This window comes from Faecalibacterium sp. 9 (assembly GCF_048320955.1).
Taxonomy (GTDB): Bacteria; Bacillota; Clostridia; order Oscillospirales; family Ruminococcaceae; genus Faecalibacterium; species Faecalibacterium wellingii.
The window spans coordinates 1279138-1299313 of the sequence record NZ_JBLWGB010000001.1 but is presented as its reverse complement, the minus strand read 5'-3'; the positions used below and the strand labels follow the sequence as shown (position 1 = coordinate 1299313).

General features: G+C 54.1%; 16 protein-coding genes. 1 reads left to right on the top strand and 15 read right to left on the bottom strand.

The window, feature by feature from the left end; translation table 11 throughout:
• Nucleotides 1–38 precede the first annotated feature (38 nt).
• The 13 genes from ACKXF9_RS06185 to fucO all read right to left on the bottom strand — a co-directional run bounded on the left by ACKXF9_RS06185 (nucleotide 39) and on the right by fucO (nucleotide 15140).
• Nucleotides 39–2636: a hypothetical protein gene (locus tag ACKXF9_RS06185; protein WP_418265584.1), complete on the bottom strand. Its 2598-nt coding sequence runs from the start codon at nucleotides 2634–2636 to the stop codon at nucleotides 39–41.
• Nucleotides 2637–2830: 194 nt separating this feature from the next.
• A complete protein-coding gene (locus ACKXF9_RS06180; protein WP_418265583.1) occupies nucleotides 2831–3652 on the bottom strand; it encodes a sugar phosphate isomerase/epimerase family protein in 822 nt (273 codons plus the stop codon).
• A 15-nt stretch (nucleotides 3653–3667) separates the two neighbouring features.
• Nucleotides 3668–4477 (bottom strand): gluconate 5-dehydrogenase, encoded by an 810-nt coding sequence (locus ACKXF9_RS06175; RefSeq protein WP_120021037.1) that lies wholly within the window; start codon nucleotides 4475–4477, stop codon nucleotides 3668–3670.
• Between the two features lie 32 nt (nucleotides 4478–4509).
• Nucleotides 4510–5637 carry a glycoside hydrolase family 88 protein gene (locus tag ACKXF9_RS06170; RefSeq protein ID WP_207666267.1) on the bottom strand — a complete coding sequence of 376 codons (1128 nt, stop codon included), beginning with the start codon at nucleotides 5635–5637 and terminating at the stop codon, nucleotides 4510–4512.
• A gap of 10 nt (nucleotides 5638–5647) precedes the next feature.
• Complete coding sequence (locus ACKXF9_RS06165; RefSeq protein WP_418265582.1) at nucleotides 5648–6574, bottom strand: helix-turn-helix domain-containing protein; 927 nt, start codon at nucleotides 6572–6574, stop codon at nucleotides 5648–5650.
• A 113-nt stretch (nucleotides 6575–6687) separates the two neighbouring features.
• The gene (locus tag ACKXF9_RS06160) at nucleotides 6688–8001 is read right to left on the bottom strand and encodes a TRAP transporter large permease (RefSeq protein ID WP_120021040.1); all 1314 of its coding nucleotides are present in this window, start codon (nucleotides 7999–8001) and stop codon (nucleotides 6688–6690) included.
• A complete protein-coding gene (locus tag ACKXF9_RS06155) occupies nucleotides 8002–8472 on the bottom strand; it encodes a TRAP transporter small permease (RefSeq protein ID WP_120021041.1) in 471 nt (156 codons plus the stop codon).
• Nucleotides 8469–9503 carry a TRAP transporter substrate-binding protein DctP gene (gene dctP / locus ACKXF9_RS06150; RefSeq protein ID WP_120021042.1) on the bottom strand — a complete coding sequence of 345 codons (1035 nt, stop codon included), beginning with the start codon at nucleotides 9501–9503 and terminating at the stop codon, nucleotides 8469–8471. The genes ACKXF9_RS06155 and dctP overlap by 4 nt, the downstream gene beginning before the upstream one ends.
• Before the next feature lie 327 nt (nucleotides 9504–9830).
• Nucleotides 9831–10148, bottom strand: a complete 318-nt coding sequence (locus ACKXF9_RS06145; protein ID WP_120021043.1) for an L-rhamnose mutarotase — start codon at nucleotides 10146–10148, stop codon at nucleotides 9831–9833.
• A 10-nt stretch (nucleotides 10149–10158) separates the two neighbouring features.
• A complete protein-coding gene (rhaD, locus tag ACKXF9_RS06140; RefSeq protein ID WP_120021044.1) occupies nucleotides 10159–10986 on the bottom strand; it encodes a rhamnulose-1-phosphate aldolase in 828 nt (275 codons plus the stop codon).
• A gap of 33 nt (nucleotides 10987–11019) precedes the next feature.
• Nucleotides 11020–12438, bottom strand: coding sequence for an arabinose isomerase (locus tag ACKXF9_RS06135; protein ID WP_418265581.1), 1419 nt, complete (start codon nucleotides 12436–12438; stop codon nucleotides 11020–11022).
• Nucleotides 12439–12453: 15 nt separating this feature from the next.
• Nucleotides 12454–13758: a rhamnulokinase gene (locus ACKXF9_RS06130; RefSeq protein ID WP_120021046.1), complete on the bottom strand. Its 1305-nt coding sequence runs from the start codon at nucleotides 13756–13758 to the stop codon at nucleotides 12454–12456.
• 233 nt (nucleotides 13759–13991) lie between these two features.
• Nucleotides 13992–15140 carry a lactaldehyde reductase gene (fucO, locus tag ACKXF9_RS06125; protein WP_120021047.1) on the bottom strand — a complete coding sequence of 383 codons (1149 nt, stop codon included), beginning with the start codon at nucleotides 15138–15140 and terminating at the stop codon, nucleotides 13992–13994.
• 204 nt (nucleotides 15141–15344) lie between these two features.
• On the opposite strand from fucO, the gene ACKXF9_RS06120 reads away from it, so the two are divergent.
• Entirely contained in the window at nucleotides 15345–16226 is an 882-nt protein-coding gene (locus ACKXF9_RS06120) for an AraC family transcriptional regulator (RefSeq protein WP_349186070.1), read from the top strand.
• On the opposite strand, the gene ACKXF9_RS06115 is transcribed toward ACKXF9_RS06120, so the two are convergent.
• On the bottom strand, nucleotides 16223–17650 hold the full coding sequence (locus ACKXF9_RS06115) for a rhamnogalacturonan acetylesterase (protein ID WP_120021049.1): 1428 nt from the start codon (nucleotides 17648–17650) through the stop codon (nucleotides 16223–16225). The genes ACKXF9_RS06120 and ACKXF9_RS06115 overlap by 4 nt on opposite strands.
• Before the next feature lie 41 nt (nucleotides 17651–17691).
• The gene (locus ACKXF9_RS06110; RefSeq protein ID WP_120021050.1) at nucleotides 17692–20172 is read right to left on the bottom strand and encodes an Ig-like domain-containing protein; all 2481 of its coding nucleotides are present in this window, start codon (nucleotides 20170–20172) and stop codon (nucleotides 17692–17694) included.
• Nucleotides 20173–20176 lie beyond the last annotated feature (4 nt).

Genomic DNA, 20176 nt, shown 5'->3' with positions numbered 1-20176 from the left:
TACACCATATTTTGGTCTGGACATGGGATCTTTTCATCTTATTGGTTGGAGGAAACGGGTGGCTTCAGTTCTATAAAACCATCCTGCGGCATTGCATCCGGGATAAATTCCAGACACATCAGCGCATTCAGACACCATTGCGATACCCAGTTGGTCGAGATGCCGGGAATCTCCTGATACGGGCCCTCTGCGGCAAAACCGTTCACATAGGAATGGGGTGTAAAGGCATCTGTTCCAGCGTTCTGCGGAACACTTTCCATCAGGACAGCCCATGTTTTCTTTGCAAGTTCCGCGTCGTGGGTGCTTGCCGCACTGAATGCCGAAACTGCCGTGGCAAACATCGGCCAACTGAAAGGACGGTTCATGATTTGCCCGTGGGTCAGTCTGGTCTTTTCTTCTACCGGGAGATAATAGAACTTGCCCAGTCGGGTCAACAGTGTTTTTAAGGTATCGTCTTCCAACAAGTCGGCAGTTTCCAGCCAGATCTGCGGCCCACCCATGCAGATCTGCAAATGCTGGTTTGGAGTATTTTCAATCTCGCCATGGTAGATTAAATGCCCGTTTTCCGGATCATAGTAATAGTCCGGCCCGGATGCAAAGCCGTATGGCGTGGCGGCAATGTCACGGATGCCGGTCTCAATTTTGCGCCGGTAGGTTTCATCCAGTGTCCGCTCATAGTGGGTCATCCAGTTCGACACATAACTCGACCAGTCCGGCCCGCTGCGGGCGGAGGGAACAACAACACCGTCTGACCGCTTTTCCATGCTGTGCGGATTCTGGCTCATGGAAACATCGGCATCTTTCACGTCTTCCATGACCTCGCCAAGTCGTGCGTCCCCGGTCAGATAGAATAGAAAACGGTGGTGTCCCGCCATGCCGATACGCGGTTCTTTGCAGGAGCAGCCCCAGTGTCGCACATTATGGCGAGAACCCAGCCCCTTGAGCGGGCCAAAGTGGTAGGTGTCCACTTCTGATGCGTGTCGGCTCATGGCTTCGGCAAGGCTGAAAACATCCTCACGTCCGGTGTGCAGGAAGTAGAGCCACAGCCAGTAGGTCGGCACCAGTTCTGTGTTCTGCCACGCATAGCCGCCAATATCATACTTCCAGCAATGGCGCACCGGGTCGTAGGTGTGCATTACATCGCCGTAGTCAAACAGGCCGTACCAATGCCGTGCTTCTACTTCGCGCTGATAGAACAAGAATGCCCGGTTAAGGGCAGTTTCCAACTGCTCCCCGGCCTTTGTTTCGGAATGCGGAAGCCCCCAATAGCCAAACGCGCGTTTTTCGTGGTAATACGTCGGGTCTGCTACAACGACCGGTGGCTTTTGCAGTCGGTCGGCAAACCGCCGGAGCTGCTGTTCGGAGGGCAGGCTGTCCGTGAACTGCACCCGGCATTCGCTGGTCACGCCGATGCCGTAGGCACTGGGGCGTAAATCTTCAAAACCCTCGTAGCAGGTCATAGGATGACTTTTGGTGTCATAATGCCGGAAATCGTAGGCTTCCTGCAAGGGCGAATAGAACCACAAAGTCAGCTGCGCATTTTCCTGATTCAGCGCATCTGCGGCAAGACCACCGGGATATTTCTGCCAGAAATCCCGGATGCCTGCCATCACGCCGCCGTTCTCTCCGGTCAGTGCCATAACGCCCGGTGCTCTTGCACCCTCCTGTGCGCGGATGCGGCAGCACGCAGTATGGGTCGCTTTGAAGATAGCATAATGCCGGTCGCTGTCCTGCACCAGATGATACTGACGCCAGATGGGAATATCCTGCGCGGCCTGTTTCATATCCTCTGACGCATTTGCAGCAGAAATCTCGCCGTTCAGTTGTGCCTGACGGACTTCCGGCCCAAGATGTGGAAACCGGGAATCCAGATTCTGCGGACATTCATGGAACACTTTGTCCTCTTGCAGATATTGCACATGACGGGTGTACGCCGTGCTGGAAAGCACTGTTTCAAATCGGATGCCCATTCCTTTGAGAAAATCCCACTGTTCCACACCGTCAAACAGGAAGGTGTGGACAAAGCGCATTTCTGCGCTGCCCTTCCAGACCGAGAGCCGTATCACAAAGGGCATGGAGCAACACTCGCCGGGCGTGTTCTCTCCGTAAAATGCAATGGTCGCCTGCAAAGGGCCGACTTCTTCCAGAACAGCCTTTTGAATCACACCGTGGAACTTCTGCACCCGTGTTTCCAGCACATCTTCCGTTTCGTTCCGGCGTTCCAGCAGAAAGACCGGGTAGACCTTGTGTGCGGCCTTTCTTCCGGAAACAGAAATATCCTGCGCCAGAAAATCACAGCGCAGGGTTTCTCCCAGAGGAACGTTCAGCCGGAGTACGCCGGTATCCAGTGTACAGGCATCCGAGCCTTTTATGATCTGGATGCCGCTGTCAGGCTGTTCTTTGAGGGTGGGCAAAAGTTCCGCGCCCTCTTTCATCAGTGCGGCATCGGTGGTATGCGCACTCCATTTGATGCTGCCATCCGGCCAGAATGCCATGGGCTTGCTCTGCAGCGGCAATGGTTTGCCATCTGGTGCTGTCAGCTGGAACGATGCAGCCGGAACCTCGCCCTTTTCCCAGACACCACCGAAGGTCACAAAGCCGCTTGCCGTCCGTCCTTGTAAGCAATGTACTTTCATGCTGGATTCTCCCTTCCGAAGTTCTTTCTGGCTCCATTATAGAAGCCGCTTTTCCCAGCGTCTATATCAATAATTTTTCATTCTATCAAGAATCACAGGTGGATAAAAACAAAGACGCCCTCCCACGAATGGGAGAGCGCATGATGAAGGAGAAAATGAAGAAAGCAAAATGCGGATGGGTTTGAAATGAAGGTTCAGAGGGCAGACATAAAGGCAATGTCCTCTGCGGCACAGTTCAGGATGACTTCTTCCCGAAGGAGCGGAATGTCCCGGTTCTGCTGATGCAGCCATTTGGAGATGGCATCATACTGGATGCAGCCTTTTCCCAGCGGGCAAGGCCCATAAGTATTGTAAGTTCCCGTAGAACCGTAGGTAAAGTCTTTGACGTGGATCACATCAATGCGAGAACCAATCAGGGAGAGCCAGTCATTCCACAGCTTTGCCTGATGGGGAATGTTGTGGTTTTCCAGTACATTGGCCGGGTCGAAGATGAAGTGCAGATGCTCCGGGTCGGCTACACGGTCAATCAGCTGCTGAACCACTTCCATGCTGTCCAGTGGGTGCCAATAGACCGGTTCCACCGCAAAGATGGCGTCTGTTTTTGCAGCGGTTTCCACGATGCGGAGAACGCTGTCGAACATCCATTCGCGCCGTGCAGCGCGTTCCTCTGCATCCAGATGCAGATAGGAAGTTTCACTGCCGACGCAGCGACCGCCTGCAAGATGCTGCCAGCCCAGAACGCGGCAGACATTCTGCACAGCAGCGGCACGTTTTTCTGCGTCCGGGTCGCTCAAGTCCTGATAACAGCCCAGCACAGAGATCTCGACCTGATGGGCGGAAAAACCACTCCGAAGGGTTTCCAACTGTTCCGGCGAGATATGTTGATAATCGTTGATGCCCTCAATGGCCTTTGGCACAGCGACCTGTGCAGCCTGATAACCAGCGTTGTGCAGAATCAATGCCAGTTCCTGCGCCGGGTGCTTGCCATAATCGTGGGCACGGCAGCCAATCTTCATAGCAGGTGCCTTTCTTTACTGGGGCTGCTTGCCGATGTAAGCGAGGATGCCGCCATCAACGTACAGGATCAGGCCATTGACAAAATCGGATGCCTCGGATGCGAGGAACACGGCAGGGCCACCCAGATCTTCGGCTTCACCCCAGCGGCCTGCAGGGGTCTTGGCCACGATAAACTGGTCGAAGGGATGACGGCTTCCATCGGGCTGAATTTCGCGCAGAGGTGCGGTCTGCGGGGTAGCAATGTAGCCGGGGCCAATGCCGTTGCACTGGATGTTGTAAGCACCGTACTCAGAAGCAATGTTCTTGGTCAGCATCTTCAGACCGCCTTTTGCGGCAGCGTAAGCAGAAACCGTTTCGCGGCCCAGTTCGCTCATCATGGAGCAGATGTTGATGATCTTGCCGCCGCCCTGTGCGATCATGTCAGGGATGATGGCCTTTGCCACGATGAAGGGCGCGTTCAGGTCAACATCAATGACCTGACGGAACTGTGCTGCGCTCATCTCAGTCATGGGGATGCGCTTGATGATGCCGGCGTTGTTGACCAGAATGTTGATGTGGCCGACTTCCTCGGTGATCTTGGCAACCATGGCGTTGACGGCGTCCTCGTCGGTAACATCGCAGACATAACCGTGAGCCTTGATGCCGGCTTCTTCATAAGCAGCGATGCCATTGTCCACCAGTTCCTGCTTGATGTCGTTGAACACGATAGTCGCACCATTCGCGGCCAGTGCCTTTGCAATGGCCATGCCGATGCCGTAGGATGCGCCGGTAATGAGTGCGACCTTGCCGGTCAGGTCAAAGGATTTGGGAGTGCAGATAGCCATAATAGTAGTCCTCCATAAAGGTCAGTGAAATATCATTCAAAGGTTTCCAGTGCTTCCACCAGTGCAAGGATGGTCAGCGACTGGCCGTATGCCATGGGAGCAATCAGAATGTTCTTGTAGTGGTCGCGGTCATAGCCCATGCCGGTGCCGCCGGACACTTTCAGCACCGTACCATCGGTGTCGATGTTCTTGAGGATGGCGCGGATGGCTTTCTGGGCGCAAGGCAGGTAGGAATCATCCAGAATCCCCATGCGGATGCCCTTCAGGATGCCAGCGGTGATGGCAGCAGAACCGGAAGTTTCTTCGTAGCTGGTGGGGTCGTCCAGAACGGTGTGCCACAGGCCGTCCTCGCCCTGCAGGTCACGCAGCGCACGAACCTGTGCTTTGTAGGTGTCCAGAATGAACGCCTTGACCCCCTGATTCAGCGTACCCTTGAACATATCCAGATAGTCCAGAATACCCAGCGTGAACCAGCTGTTGCCGCGGCACCAGAACACGCCGCCGAAGTTGTCCATCCGATTGAACGACCAGCCGTGGAAGAACAGGCCGGTGTGGGTATCGTACAGATACTTGATGTGCATCAGCACCTGCTTGATGGATTCATCGATCCACTCCTGCTTGCCGTACTTCTGGCCCATCCGGTTCAGGAACAGGACGGTCATGAACAGGGTGTCGATCCACATTTCGCTCTCGTTCAGACGAACGCCCTGACGGTCGCCGTTGGCACTGGTGACGTGCTGGAAACCGCCCTCACGGGTGCGTGGGATGCACTCCATCAGCCACTTTGCCCAGTCCAGACAGAGAGCTTCAAACTCAGGGTCGTGGTAGATCTCGTTCAGTTCACACAGGGTCAGCAGCGGAGTGGTCGTATTGATATTGCGGGAAGGCAGACCCTGCGCAATATTCTCCTTGAACCAGTCGTGCAGGAAGGTGCGGTATTCCTCCGAATCCTGCATCTTGGCAATTTTGAGCAGTCCGTACAGGCCGATGCCCTGCGGCCAGTCCCACTCCTTGATGCCGAAGTCACGGCTGAAAAATCCGATGGCCTCGCCGCCTTCTTTCAAAGTGTCCTCGTTTTCGGGGGCACCAAGGTGCATCAGCTTCTGAATGACGAGATCCAGCTTCTTCTGGATCAGTTCTTTTTTGATTTCGTTTGCCACAAAAAACACCTCATTTATCTGTGCTGTTTTGATTGGTTGAAGTAAGCGATTTGCGATATTGTGCAGGCGTAACGTGCTGATATTTCTTGAACACACGCCCCAGATAGGTGATGCTCTCAAACCCGGTACGGCTTGCGATCTCGGAAACGGAAAGCGTTGTCGTTTCCAACAGGCTCTGCGCCTTTTTTACCCGCAGGATGTTGACGTATTCGTTGATGCCGAAGCCAGTCACTTCATGAAAGGAACGGCTCAGATAATACTTGCTGATATAGAACTGCTCGGCAAGGCTGTCCAGTGAAAGCGATTCCTGAAAGTGGTCGGAAATATAATCAGCGACCTGATAAACGGCATCGAACTTTCCGCCGCTTGCCTTGCCCTCCTGCACATCATTCAGACAGGCGACCTGCTGATTGCTGCGCCGAAAGTGGATGAAGCCCAGAATCAACTCTGAAAGGATGGCAGTCTGGCTCATAGGCTCTGCCTTGTCCAGTTCCTCCATGATTTGCAGAAACAATCGACTGGTGTTCGCTGTCTGCTTCGGGGTCAGTTCGTAAATGCCGTAGTGCTTGTGGAAGAACGCACCGATCTTCAGTTCCGGGAACATCTTATCGACCTTTTCCACAATATCCCGGTCCACATAGAGGATCACGCGCTCGTATTCGGACTCCGGGTCACCCACAATGGAATGGGACATATGGATCTGGCCGCTGTCCACAAGGATCAGGTTTCCAGCCTGTGCTTCATAGGCGCGGTTCTCAAAGAACATCTGCCGCCGCCCACGGAGCAGGAGATAAATTTCGTACTCCTGATGGAAGTGGTTGTACCGCATATCAAAGTTTGCCGGACGAACCATGTGTTCCACCATAATGCCGTTTCGTTTGCGGTAATACTGGGTCGCATCGCCCTGAACCATGCTGTGCAGCCACGTTGTTTCCATGAAATGCTCCTTTTCTCCTGAACAGGCGGCATCCCTGCGGCAACTGCCGCAGGAACCTTCGCCTTGATTATGTCATATCTGTTCAGGTTTGACAAGCATTTGCACTGAGGGGCTTACATCAGGCCCAGCGTGGTAGGCAGCCACTCGCTCAGAGCGGGAATGTAAGTGACCAGCATCAGGGAGATGAAAATTGCCACGAAGAACGGAACCAGACTCTTCATCACGTTCTCCAGACGCTGCTTTGCCAGCGAACAGCCCACGAACAGGACGTTGCCAACGGGAGGAGTGATGGTGCCGACCGCCAGATTCATGACCATCATAACGCCGAACTGCACATCGCTCATACCGAAGGTGCGGACAATGGGCAGGAAGATCGGGGTGAAGATCAGCAGAGCCGGTGCCATATCCATGAAGGTGCCGACGATCAGCAGGAAGATGTTCAGAATGAGCAGCAGGACGTACTTGTTGTCCGAAATGCCCAGAACCATCTTGCTGATGGCAGCAGGCAGGCCGGTGAAACTCAGAACAAAGCTCAGGACGGAAGATGCACCGATGATGAGCATGACAACGGTGGTCATGTTTGCGGTCTGAACCAGAATACGGGGCATATCCTTCAGGTCGATGGATTTATAGATGAACACCGACAGGATGAAAGCGTAGGCAACAGCCACAGCGGAAGCCTCCGTGGGGCTGAACACACCGGACAGGATGCCGCCGATGATGATGACGATGAGCAGCAGGCTGGGGATGGCGCGCCAGATGGTCTGCAAGGTTTCGCTGGCACTCAGCTTCTTGGCTTTCTCGCCCTTACGGATGTAGCCGTATTTCTTTGCGATGAAATAACCAACGACCATGCAGGCGGCAGTCCACAGCAGACCGGGAATCCAGCCAGCCATGAACAGGGTAGCGACGGAAGTGCCGCCGCTGGCAGTGGAGTAGACGATAAATGCGGTCGTGGGAGGAATCAGCTGGCCAACCGGAGCGGTAGCCACGTTCATGGCAGCGGAGAAGCCTTCGTCATAGCCTTCCTCTTTTTCCATGGGGAGCATAACGCCGCCGATGGCGGTAGCCGCTGCGATACCAGAACCAGAAATAGAACCGAACATTGCGTTGCCAGCGGCGTTGGTCAGAGCCAGCGCACCGGGAACCCGGCGCAGAACCAGCATGGCTAAGTCAACCAATCGGTGCGCGATGCCGCCGTTGCTCATCAGCAGACCGGCTAAGATGAAGAATGGAACGGCGATCAAGGACAGACTGTCAATGCCCGCGATGACTTTCTGGGCGGAAACGAACATACCGAATTGCGGGGTCAGGAAAGCGGTGATGGTGATAAATGCGGATGCAACGATGCTGTACGAAACAGGTACGCTGAACATCAGCAACAGCGCGAAGCTGACCACCAGAAGGATAGCGGCTTGCAGTTCCATTTAAGCGACCTCCTTGTTTTTATCCCGGAAGAGATGATACAGATTGTTCAGGCTGTAAAGGATCATCAGCGCACCGCCGATGGGAATGCAGGCGTAGTAGCACTCCATGGGCAGCTTCATTGCCGCCGAGATCTGGCCGTGGGCGTTCATCGTGACGGCGATGCCGCCTGCAACAAAGACCGCAGCACTCAGTGCCAGAACAACGAACTCTACAAAGATCTGGGTGCGGTGCTGACCAGCGGGTTCAAAACCCTTGACCAGCAGGTCAATGGCCAGATGCTGCTTGGCACCGTAGGCATACGGCGCACCCAGCATAGTCAGCCAGATCAGTGCGAAACGCAGGATCTCTTCGGTGTATTTGCTGGGATTGCCCAGAACAAAGCGGGTAATGACCTGCCAGCAGCAGACAACGACCATCGCCGCCACCATGAAGGCAAGAACGGAACTCAAAATCTTATTCAAAACTTTCATTTGTCTGTATCCTCCGCATAGCTCTGGATATCATCGTACAGCTTCTGGTAGGACTCGCCTTTTGCAAGGAAGTTCTGGTGAATGGGCTGCACAGCTTCGATAAACGGAGTCTTGTCGATGTCGCGGTAGACATGGACACCGTAGCTTTCTGCCTCGACCATGGCATCGTCCATCATCTGATTGTACTTCTGTACGAAGTTGTCATTCAGTTTGCTGAAGCACTCCAGCAGATAATCCTGCTGCTCCTTGGAGAGCTTGTTCCAGACTTTCGTGCTGATGATGTAGATATCGGGGGTGTACTGATGCTCGGTGTAGGTGTAGGACTTGACGATCTCCTCGTGCTTATCAACGGTCAGAGCCAGTTCGGTGTTCTCGGCACCGTCCACGATGCCCTGCTGCAAAGAGGTGTAGGTCTCGCTTGCGGACATGGGAACGGGCGAACCGCCCATTGCTTCGATCATATCCATGGAAGTGGAACTGACCATAGAGCGGATCTTCTTGCCTTTCAGCACTTCGGGAGAAGTCACTGCAATATCGTCTTTCAGATAGAAGTTGCGCGCACCGTTGCAATAATATCCGATCGCGATATAGCCGGCATCTTCCGTGGCGTTGAACAGTTCGCGGATAGCTTCACTGTTTGCCATTGCATTGTAGTAATGTTCCTGCCCTTTGAACAGATACGGCAGCGAGAAGATGGTGTAGCGGTCATCGAACTGTCCCAGCGTACCGGCACTGATCTTTGCCATGTCCAGAACGCCGGCCTGTACCAGTTCGACCATGGCAGTTTCGGAACCCAGAACACCGCTGGGATAGATGGAAACCTCCATGTTCATGCTCTCATCTTCGGCCACCAGATCGGACAGATATGCGATCGTGCCGCCGATCTCGGAATCGCCCGCCTGACCGTGTGCCAGCCGGAGCTGGATCTTGTCACTGCCAATGCTGCCGTTTACCTTGAAAAAGGTGGAAATTCCAATTCCCAGCAACACGACGACAATGACGGTCAACAAGATTTTTGATGTCTTTTTCATTGTCATTCCTCCTAAAGTTTTTGCTTTTCCGGTGCAACTTTCTGGTTATAAGTATAGCGACTCTTGGACAGACTTTCTCGCAAAGAATTGCGAATGAAGTCAAAAATTCAAACAATCTTGCGCTTGTGTTGTATACAATTTTGTTCTTTTTAACATCGTCCTGTTAAATCATACAATATTTTTGGCTATTTTTCTACATATAAATAATTTTTTATATTCGTTGGTGCTTTTGAAACGTGCAACATTGTTTGAACGCAAGCAAAAAGAGCCACCCGTGTTCTTATTACGGATGGCTCTAGTCAATTTGGTTTTATCGGACAGTGTCGCTTAATCCAGCCGGAATACCTGTTCCAGCTTGGGCTGTGCGCCGGTCACGGGGTCCATTTCCAGTTCCAGAATGTCCTTCATATACTCGTTCCAGCGGTCAACCACCGGGCTTTCGGCCTGCACCTTTTCGGCGTAGGCCACGCCCTTTTCGCACTCATAGTAGCCGAACAGCTCATCGTTGCAGTAGAAGATGCTGTAATTGCAGATACCGGCGTCTTTCAGCACCTTGACCATCTCTGGCCAAATTTCTGCGTGACGCTTCTGGTATTCGGCCTTGCAGCCGGGCTTGATGCGGCCCTTCCATGCCATGTGTTCCATGTTCTGCTCCTTAGTCGAGGAAGTTCTCGTTCAGGGTCACGCCGAAGTCACGGGCGATGGCGCGCAGGTCGTCGTCCGTGATGGTCTGACGAATCAGACCGCCGCCCATGCTCAGGACTTTAACGTAAATTTCGGCACTCTTTTCAATGGTGTGAGCCAGACCGAAGGTGATGTCGAAGTCCGGGCCGGAAGCGAACAGGCCGTGCTGTGCCCAGATTGCAGCCTGATAGGTCTTCATCAGCTCACTGGTTGCCATGGCGATGTCCGCACCACCGGGCACCATCCACGGGCAGACACCCACGCCCTCCGGGAACACCACCGGACACTCGGTGGCACTCTGCCACAGGGCACGGGTGAAGTCGCGGTCGGTCAGGGGCAGGATATAGGTCAGTGCAATGACATTGGTGGCATGGCAGTGATAAATGACACGGTTCGCACCGTTGGTCGCTGCCTTGCGGACGCTGTGGTTCATGAAGTGGCTGGGGAATTCACTGGTGGGCTTTGCGCCATCTTCCAGACCCCAGACAATGCGCCAGCTGTCGCCCTTGTCGTTGATCTCCACGATACCGATGCTGTGGACGGGGTCCAATTCCACATTGCGGAAGAACTTGCCGGAACCGGTGGTGATGAAATACTCACCAGCCAGATTGTCGGCCTGCACACCCATGTTCACCCACTCGCGGGGCTGTGCATTGAAGAAGGGGCGGCACTCGGCCACTTCTTCTTCCTTCATGCGGTAGGTCAGGTTGCCGCCGTTGCGCTCGTGCCAGCCCTGAAGCCAGCCATCGTTGCACATCCGCATAAAGCCTTTTACGATCTCAACATCCAGAATTCCCATGATAAATACCTCTCTTTTCTTCTTCAAACTCAATTATCGGGTGATGATGTCCACAGGAACATCAAAGATTTTTGCCACTTTCAGAATGGTGTCGATGTGACGGCCAGAAGCCGCAGCCATGTGGTGGGTGGGGCCAGCCTCGCTCCAGCGGTTGCAGAACTCCCGTGCGCCGCAGGTGAAGCGGGTGCGCATATTGGTGTCGCCAAAGGTGAAGATGGGGCCGGGTTCGTTGACCCCCTCAGCCACCACGAACTTGAAGTGACCGTCCTTGTCCTGCGTGATGCCCAGATAGGTCACGGGGCCAAGGTGGGGGTAGAACTGGGTCAGGTAGCCGCCGCCGGTCTTGCCGTGGAACACGGGCACGATCTTCATGGTGGGCTTCTTCTCGGAAATATCAGCGTCACCGGAACCGGAATGACCGATGATGCAGATGTCCTCATCAAAGTCGATGGAGTACATCTCGCTCAGCTGGCCGCAGCCTGCAATGGTCTTGAGGATGCTCATGGCCATGGAAACTTTAATGTCGCCTTCCACGGCGCAGGCCACGCCCTGCTTGATGAGCATGGAGAAGGCCGGGATCAGCATACTGTCCAGCACACCGGCCTTGCCCTGTGCAAAGCCGTCATAGTGGGAAGCGATGAAGGCGATCTTCTCATCCTTGACCCACTGCTCAAAGGCCACGACATACTTTGCCATGTCCCAGACCTTTTCAATGGTGCCGCCACCCTCGATGTCGAAAGTGTCCAGAATATCCTGTGCCTTAGCGCGGATGGCGTTTTCATCGGTGATGTTGTCAGCGATGGCCCACATCTTCTCCCAGTCGAACTGCTTGGTGTAGAGGAACATCCGGTTGTACAGGTTGGTTTCGTCAATGTACAGGTCCATCATGCCGGGATACGGACGACCAATCTGTGCCAGATTGGTGTCGCGGAAGCGGCGGCGCACCTGTGCGGCACGGCACCAGTCCTCGATCTCAGCCTGCACCTGCGGGTCGCCGCCCTCGACCACGCCGGTGATAACGGCGTGACGCTTGCCAGCGCGCTCCAAGTCGGCCACCATCTCGCCGACTGCACCGCAGGCGTACAGCTCGCCCAGCCAAGTGGGAGTGTCCGTATTGGCGTAGTCCGGGGCTTTCTTCTTCTGGACGTTCACGAGAACCACGGGCACGTTCAGGTCACGCACAGCGGGCAGCATATTGTAAGAAGTAGCGTAGGTCAGCAGCTGCAAAATGACCAGATCAACGTCAGCGGCGCGGAACTTGTCGCCTGCGGCCATGGACAGTTCCTTGGTGGTGACGATGCCGCCATCAACGACTTCTACGCTGTCGGGGATGGTCTTTTTGAAGTCGGCGTACTGCTGCTCAAATTCGGGTACGAGGGTCGGGAACTGGGGCAGATAGGCTCCCAGAGCAATGGCGAACACGCCAACACGGGCTTTGGTTTCAACGAGCATGGGAAATCCTCCTTATCAAATGTTCATCTGGATCTTCAAATTGCCGATGGCCGTCGCCTCAATGGGCAGAGCCACGACCTGTTTTCCGGTATAATGGGCGGTCAGTTCGTTCAGGGTGGCGTTCTTTGCACCGCCGCCTGCGATGTACAGTTTATCCCAGTGCTGGCCGGTGACTTCCTCCATCTCACGATAGGCTTCGCCATAGCAGTAGGCCAGCGAGTGATAGATGCTGTTGATGAGGTCTGCATCCGTAGCAGGAGCGTCACCCGTTTCAGCAAGAGCGGCGCGAATCTCTGCGCTCATGTCCTGCGGCGCGGAGAAACGGGCTTCGTTCACATCAAAAATGCGGGTGTAGGTGCTGGTCTTGGCCAGTTCCACCATCTCTGCAAAGGAGATGCCCAGCTGCTTCTGCACACACTGGATGATCCACAGGCCCATGATGTTTTTCAGGTAGCGGATGTACCCCACACCGCCCTCATTGGTGAAGTTGGCTTTGCAGCTTTCCGGCGTAGTAACGGGGCTTGCCAGCTTGACACCCAGCAGGCTCCATGTGCCGGAGGACAGGAACGGTGCATCGCCCTGCTCCATCGGGATGCCCTCCACGGCACTGGCCGTGTCGTGGGTAGCGCACAGCACCACATTGGTCTGTCCGCCCGCCTCGGCGGCAATGTCCGCTTTCAGCGGTCCCAGCACCGTGCCGGGAGCGGTCAACTTAGGGAACATGGTTTCCGGCAGACCCAGTGCTTTGAGAATTTCCGGGTCATACTCCTTGGTCTGTGCGTTGACAAGGCCGGTGGAGGTAGCATTGGTGTACTCGCGGGCCTTCACGCCGCAGAGCTTCCAGAGCAGATATTCCGGGATCATCAGGAAATCTTCGGCCTGCTCCAGCCGCCCGGCCTTTTTGTCTGCGTACAGCTGATAAATGCTGTTGAAAGGCTGGAACTGGATACCGGTGTGCGCATAGAGCGTTTCAAACGGCAGGATGCTGTGTACTTCGGGAATGACCGCCTGCGTCCGGCTGTCGCGGTAGGCGTAGACCGGATAAATCGGCTGGTCGTTTTTCAGCAGCACATAATCGACCGCCCATGTATCAATAGAAAGGCTCTCGATGGCCGGATACTTTGCAAAGGCTTCCCGGATGCCGTTCTTCACGTTGGCGAACAGGCTGTCGATGTCCCACTCCAGATGCCCGTCCACCCGCTGAACACTGTTCGGGAACCGGTACACTTCCTCGGTGCGGAGAACGCCGTTCTCCATCCATCCGACAATGTGCCGTCCGCTGGATGCACCAATGTCGATGGCAAGATATTTCTTTTGCATAATGCGCCTCCTGTGTGGATTCTTTGACCTAAGTATACGGGTTCGGGCATCGTGATTCCATCGGCAAAGGTGACACATTCTTTGTGAAAAGTCTACTCTATGATTTTGAAAAAGCATCTGCTGCAAACAAAAAAGCCGGAACGCTCCGTATGGAAGGAACGCTCCAGCTTTTTTGCGTTATGGGGGTAATGAAGAAGAAATGGGGAATTTAAGCAAAGCAGTTATGCGGAATCTTACAGCTGGCTCTTGTACAGCTCCACGATCTCCTCCACGCTGGTGTCGCGGGGGTTACCGGGGCGGCAGGCATCTGCATAAGCAGACTCAGCGAGGAACTGGATGTCCTCTTCCTTCAGGATGCCATTCAGGTTAGTGGGGATGCCCACATCAGCAGACAGTTTCTTGACAGCAGCGATGGTTGCATCAGCGGCCTGTGCGTCGTTCATCTCGTCGATACCCTTCACGCCCATAGCCTTGCCGACTGCACGGTAACGCTCGCCAGCGACGGTCTTGTTGTACTCCAGACCGACCGGCAGCAGGATGGCGCAGGCCACACCGTGGGGAGTGTCATACAGAGCGGACAGGCCGTGTGCCATGGAGTGAACAATGCCCAGACCCACATTGGAGAAGCCCATACCGGCAATATACTCGCCCAGAGCCATACCCTCGCGGCCTTCCGGAGTGTTCTGCACCGCACCACGCAGGTTCTCGCTGATCAGCTTGATGGCTTCCAGATGGAACATATCGGAAATGGTGCAGTGACCCTTGGTGATGTAGCCCTCGATGGCGTGGGTCAGAGCATCCATACCGGTGGCGGCGGTCAGGCCCTTGGGCATGGAGGACATCATATCAGGGTCAACGACTGCGATCTCCGGGATGTCGTTGGTATCCACGCAGACGAACTTGCGCTTTTTCTCCACGTCGGTGATGACGTAGTTGATGGTAACTTCGGCAGCGGTGCCGGCAGTGGTGGGTACTGCGATGGTGAACACAGCGTGCTTCTTGGTGGGAGCAACGCCCTCCAGAGAACGCACATCGGCGAACTCAGGGTTGTTGATGATGATGCCGATGGCCTTTGCGGTGTCCATGGAGGAGCCGCCGCCGATGGTCACAATGCAGTCAGCTTCTGCTGCCTTGAAAGCAGCCACGCCGTCCTGCACATTGGCGATGGTGGGGTTGGGCTTGATCTCGCTGTACACGCTGTAAGCGAAACCGGCAGCGTCCAGCAGGTCGGTGACCTTCTTGGTGACACCGAACTTGATCAGGTCGGGGTCAGAGCAGACGAAAGCCTTCTTGTAGCCGCGAGCGGTCAGTTCGGGAACAATGTTCTCGATGGCACCGTGGCCATGGTAAGAAATGCTGTTCAGAACAATACGATCAGCCATAATACAAAACCTCCAAATTGACACTTCTCTTTTTGCTGCAATCGTTTGGATTGGCAGAAAGATAACAAACTTTCTGTTCATTAGTATACTGGCCGCGTTCGGAAAATTCCATCCGAAAAAGTATCCTCTTTTTTGTGAAAAGTCTACTCTTGCCCCCAAAAGGCGTGTGCGCTATACTAAAAACAGAAAGAGAGGAATCGGAAAATGCTGACTTATAACATGGATGTGACCCCAGAAAGCATCTGGAAACGCACAACGCCCAGCGAAGCAGAGCTAGCGCAGCCCTATTATTGCACCGAAGCGGGAGTGTTCTATGCCCAGCAGCATTTTTCCACTGCCCGCACCGACAAAGAAAGCTACATTTTGTTCTACACCTTGCGCGGAGCCGGACTGATCGAGCAGGATGGGAACCATGTGACCCTCAGCACCGGGCAGGCATTGCTGCTCAACTGCCGTACTCCGCAAAGCTACTGCACCGCACCGGGGCAAAGCTGCTGGCACCATTATTGGGTGCATCTGGACGGTGTGGGCGTTGCGGCCATGGAGCCGCTGCTGTTTCCGGGCAAAAAATTGACCCCGGTGCAGATCACCGGGGTCAAGATGCAGGAATTGTTTGAAACGATTCTGGGCCAGATGGAACGCGGCAACGTGGACAGCATGGTGCAGACCGGGTTGACTCTGCACGGGATGCTTGCCCTGTGCGCGCAGACCATTCTTGCAGAGGCCGAGACCACCAGCGCACGGCAGGTCATTCTGCAGGCTGCGGAAACCCTGCGCAAGAATTACCAGAAAGAACTTTCCCTTGCTGACCTGCTGGCCGATGCCCACATGAGCAAGAGCTATTTTCTGCGGCTGTTCCGGCGGTATATGGGTACAACGCCCTACAACTATCTCGTCAACTTCCGCATCACGCAGGCAAAGGAACTGCTTGTCCTCACCGACCACAGCGTAACCGAGATCGCGCAGCAGGTCGGTTTTGGAGATGCCAGCAACTTTTCCACCCGGTTTGCCAAGGCGACCGGGCAAAGCCCTTTACAGTATCGCAAAAGTGCACTGAAAAGTGCCGGAAACCCGGAGCAAGGTTAACCGCCCTGTCCACGGGCACTCTGCACCGCCGCAAGCAGCCGTGCCAGCGCATCGCCGCCATCCTTTTCAGCCTGATGGTCTTGTGCGGCAGTTCCTTCTTCCGTACCATTGGGGCCTTTTACCCCGGCCAGACGCACAGGCTTTTCCAGAAGCAGTGCGGCTTCCGGCTTCCACGGCTTGATGGATGCTGACACCGCCTGAATCAATGGCAGATACTCCGGGAACGTACCGCCCAGCGAACGCAGAGCATCGGCCGCATATCCAGCGGCACGGACTGCGCCGTAATCGTTGGTGTGCGTCCAATCCCCCTGATGATAGTAGATTTTGGAAGCATCCCGGCCCAGCCGGATGATGTCCTCCATGGCGGCCTGATGTAGATCCAGCACGGGGACATTCAGTTCTTTGCCTAGCGCGATACACGCCTGCGCATGGTCGTGCAGGAGATCGTTATAGGTGAGTTTTCCGTTTTGCTCTGTCCATGTATTGCGCGCGATCGGCGTTGCAAGAATGGGCAGGGCTTTTTTTGCGCGAATCTCCGCAATGAACCGGCGCAGATTTTCCGGGTAGCCGTTGTATGCCTGCAAATGCGGATGCTTCTGGTCGTTGTGGCCGAACTGGATCACCACAAAATCGCCGGGGCGCAGCTGCTTCTGGATGAGGTCAAAATGACCCTCGTTGCGGAATGTTTCGGTGGAGCGTCCGTTGTGCGCGTGGTTGCACACGGCCACACTCCCATCCAGATACAAGTCCAGCGCCTGTCCCCAGCCGCCGTAGCACGCCGCCGGGTGGTAGGGATATTCTGCACCGTAGTCCGCCATCGTGGAATCTCCGGCAAGGTAGACTGTGGGGACCTCGATGGGCACAACAGACAGAAAATCCAGTGCCGGGCAGTGGCCGACCACCGCAATGTCCAGAGCATTTTTTTCAAAGGGCCGGTCTTTTCCATTGGGGATGATGGGCGAAACACTGACCGTGAAACAGATGGACAGCACCGCGCCCTGCCGCAAGGAGCCTTTCCACGCAAGATGGCGGCATCCGTGGAAAATCAGAAGCTGTTCTTCCTCCGCGCGGGCGGTCAGCGTGAGTTTCACGCGGTAATTTCCGGCACGAGGAACAGCCGCCTTGAAGCAAAGCGGAACAAATCGCTGCGGCGGCTGGACTGCGCCATCCTTTTCCCACAAAGACTGCACCAGTGCATCCGAATCCAGAAAACAGCCGTTTTCGTCCTGCTGGATTTTTGTGATTTCTTCCGATGCGTACCAGTAGGGTACATGGAATCCACTGTTCAACTCAAAGATATTGAGTTCTGGCTGTGCGTTATGGGCAGCTTCGTCCACAAACCCGAAGAGCTGGCTGGGGCTATAAAACGGGATGGAATCCTGTGCGCCCTTTTCCAAGGAAATGGTGAAAGTTTCAGATTTCATAATGCGTCCTCTATATCCGAATTTTCATTGGATTCAAAGACTTAACTGAAGAATCCCTTCAGTGTGTCAAGAGCCTGTTGTTTCTTCAGGGCAAGGATACCAGCATAGTCCAGCGTACCGATGGACTTTCCAACCTCTTTGGATTCCGTGGTGTAAACAATATTTGCAATAGGCAAATTCATGGACAAGACTTGTTCCTTGTTATCTTCGCCAAGATAGAATCCGATGTGAGGGGGCTGATTGTATGCGCTGTTCTGGTTCGCCACACAATTTCTGTAGACAGGGTCATGCATCAGCGTATAGATCATGTAGTCCGTTTCTGTCGTTGTCATGTAGATACGAAGCTCGGTGTCGTCCTCGTTTCTAAGCACGACTTCTTCACGCCAGTCACCCAGAATATCGGCTGTCAGGCTGGGGTTGTTTTTGGTGGAATTGTTCGTCTTGCCATCCAGCACATCAATGGTATCCACCGCACCACTTTCCCAGTTGTATTTATACACGCCGAAATCGCAGGATTCTTTCTCAACGCCATCACCAAGTTCGCTGAGCAGGTCACCGTCCCAGTACAAGACCCAGTTTGCCGGCAGACCTGCACGGCTCGGATTGACCATTCCACTCAGAATGTTGTATACACCGCTGTTGTTTGCCTGACCCCAGTATTCGTATCCGGGCAGCGGAGTGATATTCGCCGCTACTGCACGGCCCACATCCTTTGCCGAAGTCCAGATACCATCATAGCGCAGGCCGGTTCCAGCATTGCTCAGAGCCTGATTTACCGTTGCCACCTTGTACTCCTCTGTGGGAGAGAAAACATAGAGCTGCGTAGGATTGTTCGGATTCATTGCCGCAAGGTGGATGGCATCGCCGTGGCTTCCCAAATCCTGTCCATCCTTGCCATTCTTGACCCAGAGCAGCGAGCCGTCATGGTCAACCGCCATATTGCCGATGCAGATCTCATCAAAACCGTCCTGATCCAGATCACCGGTCGATACATTATGGTTTCCCTTATCTGCGGCATCCTCACCGGTCAGGGCCACAAAGTTCCACTCCAGCTGCAGCTTTCCATTTCTCAACGTGTAGGCAGCAATCGTAGTTTTTGCATAGTAGCCGCGGTTAAAGAATACAGCAGGAATCGTTTCGGTGCTGCCTGCTTCTTTGGGCAGATAGCCGATTGCAATATTGTAACGTGCAGAGCGGTTGCCGCCATCGCCTGCTTTGCCCCAGTCATCGTAATTGCCAGTCACATTGATGTAGTCGATGCTGTCAATGATTTCACCGGTCTGCCCATTGAATACCGTCACATATTCATTTGAGTCAGGGCTTGCATGGCCGTTTGCATTGATATTTGTACCGGGAACCACGCTCTTATCGCCCACATAGGAAACGATCGTGCTCTCATCGGTCATATCAAATTTGCCAGCTTTATTCGGCTTATAGGCGATCGTACCATCGGAGGTCTTGATAAACAGCTCTGCTTTGCCATCTTCATCCATATCGTAAAGCATAAACTGGTTAAAGTGGGCACCAGAGGGCATTTCCAGACCCATGTTCAATCTCCACAACGGAGTACCGTCCATCTCATAGATGTCAAAGATGGTCGGAGAGGAAGGTGCCACAGCCTTGCCAGAGTCAAATGCATTGTCCGGATACCATTTTACAATGATTTCATACTGTCCATCGCCATCCACATCACCCACGCCGGTATCATTGATCGTATACGAAGAAAGGTCTCCGTTTTTGGTGGGCTGGGGTTCCGGCTTTTGCAGAGGGATGCTCATATAATTGTTTTCCAGAGCGGCAACAGCCTCGCTGTTATACTGTAGGCCGTTCTGAATCTTTGCAACTACATACACATCGCCGGCTTTGCCTTTTGCATCGGTAAAATTGGTTCTGTCTGTGATCGGAGAGGAATTGATCTTGATGCCATTTCTGTACACATCAAAGGAAATATCCTCACCATACTCTGTTGCAAGGATTCTCCAAGAAATGAACACACCATCATCGGACTTCACCGCATACACGCCGCGATCCAGATTTTCCATAGAACGTGCATACGCATTATAGCTGCTGCCCGTCTTAAAGTAGCCGATACGATAATACACATCATAGGTGTAGTCCGTCCGCTGTTCGCTGGGGTCAGTAGGGTTTTCATTGGGTGTCAGAGAATCTTCCAGTACCTGATATTTTCCCTCGACCGGAACAACATTGGCACCGTAAACATAGATGCCTTCTTCTGCTGCGTTAAATTCACGAATCGCGGTCCATTTGCCAACGGTTACCGTTCCAATCGAGCCATCGTTCATCACAGCGGTCACTTCTGTGGGAAATTGTTCTGGCAATGCTTCACCAAATGGAAGTTCCAAGGTCGTGGGATTGTACACATAGGTTGGATACGGCAGTGCGCTATAGCTTATGACCTGTCCGGCTGCTGCGGTATCCGGGCCGACTGCACAGACGTTCCATGCAGAAGAAACGAGTATGCTGGCCGTAAGCAGGCAGGCCACGAGTCTTTTCTTATTCATAATT